7 protein-coding genes are annotated in these 8349 nt (G+C 69.1%); 1 reads left to right on the top strand and 6 read right to left on the bottom strand.

The window, feature by feature from the left end; translation table 11 throughout:
* From ACZ6I1_RS31540 to ACZ6I1_RS31515, 6 genes are all read right to left on the bottom strand, one after another.
* The coding region (locus ACZ6I1_RS31540; protein ID WP_469292315.1) for an ABC transporter substrate-binding protein at positions 1–1073 on the bottom strand (1073 nt) is incomplete at its 3' end.
* 271 nt (positions 1074–1344) lie between these two features.
* The gene (locus ACZ6I1_RS31535; protein WP_469292318.1) at positions 1345–1446 is read right to left on the bottom strand and encodes a putative leader peptide; all 102 of its coding nucleotides are present in this window, start codon (positions 1444–1446) and stop codon (positions 1345–1347) included.
* A 146-nt stretch (positions 1447–1592) separates the two neighbouring features.
* Positions 1593–2051 carry an RrF2 family transcriptional regulator gene (locus tag ACZ6I1_RS31530; protein WP_469292314.1) on the bottom strand — a complete coding sequence of 153 codons (459 nt, stop codon included), beginning with the start codon at positions 2049–2051 and terminating at the stop codon, positions 1593–1595.
* A gap of 140 nt (positions 2052–2191) precedes the next feature.
* Complete coding sequence (locus ACZ6I1_RS31525) at positions 2192–3388, bottom strand: acyl-CoA dehydrogenase family protein (RefSeq protein ID WP_469292313.1); 1197 nt, start codon at positions 3386–3388, stop codon at positions 2192–2194.
* Between the two features lie 606 nt (positions 3389–3994).
* Positions 3995–5929, bottom strand: a complete 1935-nt coding sequence (locus ACZ6I1_RS31520; protein ID WP_469292312.1) for an APC family permease — start codon at positions 5927–5929, stop codon at positions 3995–3997.
* Positions 5930–6086: 157 nt separating this feature from the next.
* The gene (locus tag ACZ6I1_RS31515; RefSeq protein ID WP_469292311.1) at positions 6087–7277 is read right to left on the bottom strand and encodes a cytochrome P450; all 1191 of its coding nucleotides are present in this window, start codon (positions 7275–7277) and stop codon (positions 6087–6089) included.
* 181 nt (positions 7278–7458) lie between these two features.
* On the opposite strand from ACZ6I1_RS31515, the gene ACZ6I1_RS31510 reads away from it, so the two are divergent.
* Positions 7459–8133 carry a GbsR/MarR family transcriptional regulator gene (locus tag ACZ6I1_RS31510; RefSeq protein WP_469292310.1) on the top strand — a complete coding sequence of 225 codons (675 nt, stop codon included), beginning with the start codon at positions 7459–7461 and terminating at the stop codon, positions 8131–8133.
* Positions 8134–8349 lie beyond the last annotated feature (216 nt).

Here is an 8349-nt window from a genome sequence, read left to right as displayed (position 1 = left end):
CCGGCGGCCTTGAGTACCTTGTTCAGGAGCGTCAGGTCGTAGATGCCGGTCAGGTCGGGCTGGGCGATGAGCTTGGCCTTGACCGCGTAGTCGGCCTGCGTCTTGAGCGTGGCGGCCAGCGGGTCGTCGGTGACCAGGATGCTCGGCCACGCCGGGTCGATGATCTTCGCTTCGAGCGGCTTGCCGCCCTCGGCCTCGAGCTTGGCGTTCGCGGAGGCCTTCGCCTTGTCCGGGTTGGCGTTGATCCACTCGTTGGTCTTCACCGTGCCCGCGAGGACTGCCTCGACCACGTCCGGGTGTTCCTTGAGGAACTTCTGCGACACGATGACGTTCGTGATCACGAACTTCTTGTCGGGCCACAGCGTGGTCTCGTCGAGGAGGACAGTGCCGCCGTCGGAGACGAGCTTGGAGGCCGTGGGCTCGGGCACCCAGGCGCCGTCGATGGAGCCCTGCTTGAAGGCGTCGGGGGTCACCTTGTTGTCCGTGCGGACGACGGAGACGTCTCCCTTGCCGGACTCCGGGTCGACCGTCCAGCCCTTCTCGGCGATCCAGTTGAGGAACGCGACGTCCTGCGTGTTCCCCTTCTGCGGGGTGGCGATCTTCTTGCCCTTGAGGTCGTCCAGGGTCTTGATCTTGTCGGGGTTCACCACGAGCTTGACTCCGCCGGAGGCGGAACCGGAGATGATCCGCAGGTTGGAGCCCTTGGACTTCACAAAGCCGTTGATCGCCGGCGAGGGGCCGATGAAGCCGATGTCGAGAGAGCCGCCGTTGAGCGCCTCGATCTCGGACGGACCGGCATTGAAGGCCTGCGGCTTGATCTTGGTGCCGCCCAGTTCCTTCTGGATCAGGCCTTCCTGGAGGCCGACCAGAGCGGTGGCGTGCGTCAGGTTCGGGAAGTACCCGATACGGACCTCGGCGGCCGACAGCTGCTTGCCCTCGGCGGCAACACTGCCCTTGCCGGCCGTGTCGTCCTTCTTGGCCTCGGAGCCGTAGCCGCAGGCCGTGAGCAAGAGCGGAAGCGCCAGTGTGGCGGCGATGGCACGCAGGGTGGTGAGCGGTCTTGCGGCAGACACGGAGGTGTCCTTTCAGGGGATGCGTGTTCGGGGAGGTACCGGGTCACGCGACGCACGGTCATCAGCACGCACGCGGCCAACTCCGGGCCGCCGTCGGTGCGGGGAGCGCTGTCGCAGGCTGAGAAGCGGAAGGGTGCCGCGGATGCCGCGGCGGATGTCGCGTCGGCGTACACCGCACGTCGCGCTCGAGGAGGGGGCCCGCCCAGCCGACGAGTAGCGGGCGGTATGCGCACGGCGGTGCCGTGCGCGCGGAGAGGCCCCGTGCCGGGTGTCAGGCAGACTGACAGATGGCGCTGGACGTACGGAGCAGGTCGATGTGCCGGCGGGTGGTGAGACGGGGCAGCGCACGGCCTGCGTGGTGCAGTGTTCGCATGTCCACCCCGCCGAATCCCTAGTTTTCCTACCTGGTTGGTAGGCATAGTGGCAGACGGCGCCATCCGGCCCAAGAGGTTGCCCATATCGTGGACGGAAGCATCCCGCAGAGTGAGAACATGCAGGTGGTCGGCCTGTGCCGGTGCCTCAGGGATTGGTCCAGGCGTCGGGAACGTGGGTCCGCGCGGATACGTCGGCGGGCAGGTCGGACGATGCGACGTCGGCGAGCGTCACGCCTTCGAGGATCTCGCGCACGTTGGACCGCAGGGCGATCCACAGGGGGAGGAGCGACTCCGCCGGGCCGGTGTAGGACAGGTCCGGGGGCCGGACCCCGCGCACTGAGACGAGCGGTCCGTCCACGACGCGGATGACGTCCGCGATGCTGATGGAGTCGGCGGGCTTGGCCAGCCGATAGCCGCCGTTGCCGCCGCGCTGGCTGAGCACGAGACCGCCGCGGCGCATGTCGTTCAGGATGCCTTCGAGGAACTTGTGCGGGATGTCCTGAGCGTCGGCGATGGCTTCGGCCTTCACTGGCCCGCCATCCCGAGACGCGGCGAGTTGCAGTGCGGCACGCACCGCGTAGTCCGCCCTGGCTGAGATCCGCATGCGCCCATTATCCCGTACGGCGGCTTCGGCCCGCGTCCGCTGCGGGTGGGCCTCTGACCGCGGGCAGGTGCTGGTGCCCGGCCGCCGCCAAGCTGAGGGGAGCACCCGGCCCCGACCCGCATCCCGTGCGGTGCCTCGCGTCAGTGGAAGGCTGCCGCCACCGCACGGTGAGAGCTGTTGAGGTAGTGCTCGCCGATGGAACGCAGGCGGTGCGCGATCGGGCGCTGGGCTGTCAGGACGCGTGCGTTGCGCCAGAAGCGGTCCAGGCCGGGGGCATCGGCCAGTTCCAGCACCCGGGCGGTGATGTGCAGGGCGGCCTTCGACGTCACGGTCTCGGCCGTGGCGACCAGGGCAGTGATGCCCGCGGGTTCTTCGGCGTCGAGGCGCGTACTCATGTCGAGGGCCTGCGCCATCACCTCCGTCGCCCGGTCGACCACGGCGGTGGCTGTCTGGGCGGCAGAGGCGAGTTCCCCGTACGTCAGCAAGAGGTCCGAGTCCTCACCGGGCAGCCGGTGTGCGCGGCCGCCTCTGCTGAGGTCACGTGTTTCGGTGAGGGCGCCTTCGGTGATGCCGAGGCCCACGTGGCACAGGGCGAGCCGGAGCGCAGGCTCGGCGAGCGCGGTGAAGGGCGCGGTCGACTCCTCATCGTGCGGCCCGCGGCCAATCACCTGTCCGGGCGTGATGGTGACCCGGTCGAGGACGACCTCACCTGCGCCGGCGACGCGCTGTCCGAGGCGGTCGTGGGCGGGCTCGATGGTCACGCCCCGCGCGCTGGGTGGGATCCGTACGACCAGGACGTCACCGGTCACGACACAGACGGCGTCCACCACTATCTGGTCGGCGACGGCCACCGCCGCATCGACGAACCGCCTCCCGTTCAGCACGTAGCCGTTGTTGCGCGGTCTCAGTGCGAGGTCCGGTCCATCGGTGTCGTCAGGTGCAGGAGTGCGGACAGCCCCGGTCCACAGCCACTGCTCGCGCACCGACGCCTCCTCGAGGGAAGTCGCCTGGTCCTGAGTCGCGTAGAAGCGTCCGCTCCATGTGTGGACGTAGTGGCGGGCGAGTACGGCGCCGACGGAGCTGTCTGCCGTGGCGATCTCCCGTATGACGGCGCATCCGGTACGCCAGTCCGCCCCGCGGCCCGGCGAGGGAGGGGTGAGGGCCGCCAGTAGGCCGGCCTCGCGCAGCCGGACCTTCTCGTCGATCGGCTGCCGGCCCGCCTGATCGCGGGCGATGGCGTCCGCGGCGAGGTCCTCCGCCACATCGCGCGCGGTACGCAGGAGGCCGCGGTGCTTGTCGGCGGTCCGGGACCCGGCCGTGCCGGATGGTGTCGGCACGGGCGTCACCGGCCGGCCGGGGTGCCGTGGCGTGGCGCGGGGGCTGGGCGGACAGCGGGGCCATGCGAGAGGGCAACGGTCATGTGGGCTGCTCCGGAACGTTGTTGGGTGGCCTCGGCTGATGGCCCGGCGAGTATCCGTGTCCGGGCAGGCCGGCCGCATCACTGAATCCCACCTTTCCCATCGGATTGATAGGGATACTCTCCGAAGCGGTATGCGTCAGCAAGCCCATGGCCGAATGATGGACAGGCCGTTCTTGCAGAATGAGACATCGTCACGGCGGCACCGCGATGTGCAGCCCGGCGGCAACCGGCCCCCGACGGCGCCGGTGTGCAGGTCCAGCAGAATCCGCGGCCGTCCCATCCCGTCGGCGGTGCCGCCCAGTTCGCCGCCGCCCGGCTGTCACCCCCGATCATGCCGTGCCCCCGGGTCGGCGTGGCGGCCGCACTGCGGGGCCGTGAAATCCGGCCACCGTTTTCGGCCGTCTCGGCGGGGTGGCGACCGCGGTGCGAGGCGATCACGTCGCTGAGCCGTGCTTGCACCGGAGACCGAACGGCCCCGCCGGGACATCGGTTCCTGACGTCTTCCCTGCGCCGCGCCTGCCGGTCAGCCCGCGTGGACGTGGGGCCGGCGGGTCCGGTCGGGTTCGGCTTCTCGGAGGACCTCGCGGGTGACGGGGGCGACCTCGCCCTGGCCGAAGAGGAAGAACCGGAGGAAGTTGGTGAGCGGGTTGCCTTCGGTCCACTCGAAGTAGATGTGGGGGCGCTGGCCGGTCTCGTCCCGTACGTGGAGCAGCAGGGCCGCGAGCGCGTTGGGAACGGACGAGGACTCGAGGGTGAGGACACGGTAGCGGCCGTGCATGACCTCGCCCTTGACCTTCAGGCCGGCTTCGAACTCCGACGGGTCCAGGACGGTGACCTCGACGAAGACGAAGTCGTCGCCGTTCGGGGTGTCGTTGTCTGCGCGGATCTGGTCGATCTTGTCGCGGTATTCGGCCTTGTCGCGGTTGTCCGGTTCGTTGGCGATGAAGCGGATGGTGCGGGTGGCGGTGTCGCGGATGAACCGCTGGGCCATGTCGTCGAGTTCGACGTCGGTGACGCGCAGCTCGAAGACCCGGGCGAGTCGGGAGAGCAGGGAGAGGGCCATGATGCCGGCGATGAAGCAGGCGCCGATCTTCACGCCGTCCGGGCGCTCGATCACGTTGACGGCGGTGGTGTAGACGAACACCGCGGAGATGACACCGAACGCGATGGTCCAGCCGCGCTCGCGGGCGCGACGGGCTGCGATGGTCACGGCCACGGCGGCTGACGTGATGAGGACCAGCACACCGGTGGCGTAGGCACCGCCTTGGGCGTCCACGTCGGCGTTGAAGATCCAGGTCACCAGGAAGGCGATCAGGGTGAAGACGATGACCATGGGGCGCAGGGCGCGGGCCCAGTGGGGGGCCATCCCGTAGCGGGGCAGGTAGCGCGGCATGAGGTTCAGCAGTCCGGCCATGGCGGAGGAGCCCGCGAACCACAGGATGAGGATGGTGGAGATGTCGTAGACGGTGCCGAAGGCGGAGCCCAGGTACTGGTGGGCGAGATAGGCGAGGGCCCGGCCGTTGGCCTCGCCGCCTGACGTGAACTCCTCCGCCGGGATCAGCAGCGTGGTGATGAAGCTGGAGCAGATCAGGAAGACGCTCATGATGATCGCCGCGGTGGTCAGCAGCTTCTTGGTCCCGCGGATCCGGCCGGTCGGACGGGCCTCGGTGTCGCCGGGCTCGCCCTGGACATGAGGCATGACCGCCACACCGGTCTCGAACCCGGACAGGCCCAGCGCCAGTTTGGGGAAGACGACCAGCGCAATGGCGATCATCATGAACGGATTGCCGTGCTCGGTCGTCAGTGCGCTGGTCCAGTCGGTGACCACGTGCGGTTCGGTGGCCACCTGCCACAGGCCGACGGCAACGACGACCGCGTTGAGCAGCAGATAGGAGGCGACGAGTGCGACGGCCAGGCCGATGGCCTCGCTGAAGCCCTTGAGGAAGACCGCGCCCAGCAAGCCGATCAGGATCAGAGTGATCAGCACCTCGTGGCCGTGCAGGGTGCTGGTCAGGTGCGGGTTCTCGACCAGGTGGGCGGTGGCATCGGCGGCCGAGAGGGTGATGGTGATCAGGAAGTCCGTGGCCGCGAACCCGAGCAGCGTCAGAACGAAGAGCTTGCCCTTCCAGAAGGAGAGCAGCCGTTCCAGCATCGCGATGGAGCCCTCGCCGTTCGGGCTTTCCTGGGCCACCCGCCGGTAGACGGGCAGGGCCCCGAACAGGGTCAGGAGGACCAGCACGATCGTGGCGAGGGGGGACAGGAGCCCCGCCGCCAGCGCGGCGATGCCGGGCTGGTAGCCGAGGGTGGAGAAGTAGTCCAGGCCCGTCAGGCACATCACCCGGTACCAGGGCCTGCCCTCGTGCGCGGTCTCCGGATGCTGCTGCTGTGGGTGACGGCGGTCGGTCAGACCTTCCAGCAGCCACGCGCGTATGCGCGTGGTGCGGGCAGGGGTGGCCATGGTGGGGCGCTCCTGTCGTACGGCACGGATTCAGCCATCTGGTGTGACGGCTGGGTCAGCGTACGCAGCCGGAAGCCCTGTGCCGGGTCGTGGGCCGATCCTGACGCGTCCTTAACGCGCGTTCCTCTGGGGGCGTGTGGACGTCACCGGCTCCCGGTCAGACGTCCCAGGTGACCGGGAGGCTTTTCACCCCGAAGATGTCCGCGGTCTCCGGGCGCAGGCCGACTTCTTCGGCCGGCACGGTCAGGCGCAGCGTCGGGAAGCGGTCGAGCAGCGCGGAGAGGGCGATCCGCATCTCGACGCGGGCCAGCTGGTGTCCCAGGCACAGGTGGATGCCGTGGCCGAAGGCCAGGTGGCCGCCGTCCTGCCGGTGGAGGTCGAGCACGTGGGGATCGGCGAAGCGTTCGGGGTCGTGGTTGGCGGTGTGGTACGAGAGGACGACCGTCGTGCCGGCCTTGATGGTCTGCCCGCCCACCTCGACGTCCTCCAGCGCCGTCCGCATGAAGGACTTGGCGACGCTGAGATACCGCAGCAGCTCCTCCACGGCCTGGTCGGTGAGCGCGGGATCGGCGCGCAGCGCGGCCAGTTGTGCCGGGTTCTGCAGGAGCGCGAAGGTGCCGAGGGAGAGCATGTTCGCGGTGGTGTCGAACCCGGCCGCCAGCAGGATCAGGCTGATCCCCTTCAACTCCTCGTCGGTCAGGTCGCTGTCGGTGAGTTCGCTGAGCACGTCGTCGGTGGGGTTCGCGCGCTTGGCGGCCACCAGCTGTGCGAGGTAGTCCTGGGTCGCGGTGTAGGCCGCTATCAGCTCCTCGTCGCTCGTCGCGCCGCTCATGAACGTGTCGATCTGTTCCTGGAAGGAGCCGCGGTCCTCGTACGGCACCCCCAGCAGCTCACAGATGACGATGGTGGGGATGGGCTTGGCGAACGCGGTCACCAGGTCTGCCGGCGGTCCGGTCTTCTCCATGGCGTCCAGGCAGTCGGTGGTGATCTGCTCTATGCGTTCGGTGAGCAGTCGCATCCGCCGTGCGGTGAACTTGCCCACCAGGGGCTTCCGGTAGCGGCTGTGCTGTGGTTCGTCCATGAGGAGGAACTCGCCGGGCGGCGCCGGGGGGAGCTCGAAGTCGACCACGTTCATGAGCTCCTTGCGCGAGCTGAACCGCGGGTCGGCCAGGACCGATCGGACCAGGTCGTATCCGGTGATCAGCCAGCCGGGCTTTCCGCCGGGGTGCGTATAGCGGCTGATGGGACCGTGTCGGCGGGCGTCCATCAGCTCGGCCGGCGGGTCGAAGGGGCAGCCGGGCCGACGCTCCGTCGGCAGCGTCGTGACGGTGTGGACGGATTCACCCATGACCATTCCTCATCTCGCGACATCACGTGTTTGCTGCATGTCAAAAGCTACGTTGCGTTCATAATGTCGTCAACGATGAAGGGGAGCAATTGCAGGTGGTAGGCCCTAAATTGATGCAATGACCCTGGGCTCGAATGCAATGCGCGTTGCAATGGATGGCGGCGAAGGCAATACTTGCGGCATGCCAGGAGGACGATTGACCCAGCAGGAGCGTCAGCGCATCGCGGCCGGACTCGCCGACCGGCTCTCCTACGCCGAGATCGCCAGGCGGCTCGACCGGCCGACCTCGACGATCAGCCGGGAGGTCGCACGCAACGGCGGACCCGGCGGCTACCGGCCCCAGCAGGCGCACCAGGCGACGGTCCAGCGGGCGCGTCGCGGCATACCGGCACCTCCACGCGCGGCCGGAGTGGCGGGCGGCCCGATGGAAGAGGAGATCATCGAGCTGGCGGTCAGGTCGGGGATGCCGAGGATGACTGCGCGCGTCCATGTCGACCTGTTGCTGTCCGAGGAGGGCAGGCGCACCGCGGCCGAGCTGACCCGCAGGCTGAAGGTCAGCCCGGCCTCCGTCTCCGTGGCCGTGAACTTCCTGGTCCAGCAGGGATATGTGCGGCGCGAGCGCGATCCGCAGCGGCGTCGCGACATCTACGTGGTCGACGACGCCGCCTGGTACCACTCGATCGTGATCAGCGCGCGGCAGACGCTCGAGTCGGCGCACGCCGCGATGGCGGCGGCCCAGACGCTCGGGCCGCAGACGCCCGTGGGGCAGCGGTTGGACAAGCTGGGGACGTTCCTTGAGCGCGTCGTCCTGGACCTGATGCGGTCGGCCGATCGCTGGCGCGCCCTCCTGATGTGAGGGGTCTCGGCCGAACCACTCGGGGAGCCGACCGACCGCACGGCGGGCGAGGCGGCCATCTGGCCACCGCCGGGGCACCGGCGACGGACGCTTCAGCTCCAGGCTCGCCACCCGCGAGAACGGCGGCAAGGCGCGGCAGGGCGTGTCGTCCCGGACCTGCCCGCTCGGGGCAGGACGCTTGCTCAGTGATCGTGTGGTGTCGCCGGATCCGGCCGG

It is taken from the genome of Streptomyces sp. NPDC046303, assembly GCF_055588085.1.
Note: the sequence above shows the minus strand (reverse complement) of the source record. Positions and strands in the feature narration are given on the sequence as shown.